The following is a 1,350-nucleotide window of genomic DNA, read 5'->3' on the forward strand; positions in this document are numbered from 1 at the left end:
GAGACAGGGTCGTCGCCGCGGCCCGCGCTCCGGAGTACCGGCTGGAGGTCGTCGGCGCCCGGCGGGTCGTCTACCGCCTCGCCGAGGTGCACGCGCTGCCCCGCCACACCGTGCGGCTGCCGATCACCTGTGTCGAGGGCTGGTCGGCGGACGCGACCTGGCACGGTCCCCGGCTGCGCGACCTGCTCGACGCGGCGCTCATCCCCGCCGACGCCACCGTGCGGGTCGAGTCGCTGGAGGCGCGCGGCGGCTACCGGGCCAGCGAGGTGCGCCCCGCCCATGCCCGGGATCCGCTGACCCTGCTGGCCACCGGCCTCGACGGCGCCGACCTCGACCTTGATCACGGCTACCCGGCCCGGCTCATCGCCCCCAACCGGCCCGGCGTCCTGCAGACGAAGTGGGTGCACCGGGTGGTGATGCTGTGACGAGCGGCGACGGTGACGGTGACGGTGACGGTGACGGCGATGGCGATGGCGACAGCGACGGCCGCGTCGGCGACGTCGGCAGGACCGGGCCGAGCGTTGGCGGACTCGCCCTACGGGTGGTGCTGGCGGCGGCGGGGCTCGCGGCACTGGGCTACGGCGTCGACGGCCTGCTGTCGATGTCGCGGGCGACGCGCCCGTCGAACGCCGGTGCCTGGCTGATCGGCGGGATCGTCGTCCACGACGCGCTGCTGGTGCCGGCGACGATGATCGTGGGCTTCGCGCTCAGCCGCCTCGTCCCGGCGCCGTACCGCGCCGTCGTTCAGGGCGCGCTCCTCGTCAGCGGGTCGGTGGCGCTGGCGTCGCTGCCGCTGTGGCGCGGCTACGGCGGCTCCGCCGACAACCCCTCGGCGGACCCGCTGCCCTACGGCCGCAACCTGGCCATCGTCCTGGGCGTGGTCTGGGCCGGCGCCGCGCTCATCATGGCCCACCGGGCCCACCGAGATCGTCGAAATCGCCGCGCCCACCGGAAGCGGACGGGACGGCAGCGTCGGGATCGGACGGGACGGTAGCGTCCGATGGCTGGTCGCGGCGCAGGGCGGCGAAGTGGCGCCCCCCGCTCTGCCAGTGCCGGGCCACGAGCAGGCCGGCGGCCGGCGCCACGATGGCGAGATCGTCGACGCTGACCTGGCACCAGGCGAACGGCTTCGAGATGCGGCCGCCGGCGTCCTCCAGCCGCAGCCGGACCGGTCCGACGGGGGTCCCGGGCGGCTCGATCTCGACGAGTGCCTGCCCGGCCGGGGCGAGCAACTGCCGGACGCGACGCAGCAGCCGGACCGGATCGCCGCCGATGCCGATGTTGCCGTCGGCCAGCAGCAGCGCCGCCCAGCGGCCCTCGGCCGGCAGCCGGCCGAACACGTCCCGGCGC

At 76.0% G+C, this 1,350-nt stretch carries 2 protein-coding genes and 1 pseudogene; 2 read left to right on the forward strand and 1 reads right to left on the reverse strand.

Annotated elements, in window-relative coordinates:
• Both ND748_RS32075 and ND748_RS32080 read left to right on the forward strand, forming a co-directional pair.
• On the forward strand, positions 1-425 hold a 425-nt coding region (locus ND748_RS32075; protein ID WP_251750026.1), incomplete at its 5' end, for a molybdopterin-dependent oxidoreductase.
• Positions 422-994: a hypothetical protein gene (locus ND748_RS32080; protein ID WP_251750027.1), complete on the forward strand. Its 573-nt coding sequence runs from the start codon at positions 422-424 to the stop codon at positions 992-994. The genes ND748_RS32075 and ND748_RS32080, both read left to right, overlap by 4 nt.
• Here the strand turns inward: ND748_RS32080 and ND748_RS32085 are convergent.
• Positions 903-1,350 (reverse strand): annotated as a pseudogene (locus ND748_RS32085) (hypothetical protein); the annotation flags it as partial. The gene ND748_RS32080 and the pseudogene ND748_RS32085 sit on opposite strands and share 92 nt — an antisense overlap.

Source organism: Frankia sp. AiPs1 (assembly GCF_023716945.1).
In the GTDB taxonomy this organism is placed as follows: domain Bacteria; phylum Actinomycetota; class Actinomycetes; order Frankiales; family Frankiaceae; genus Frankia.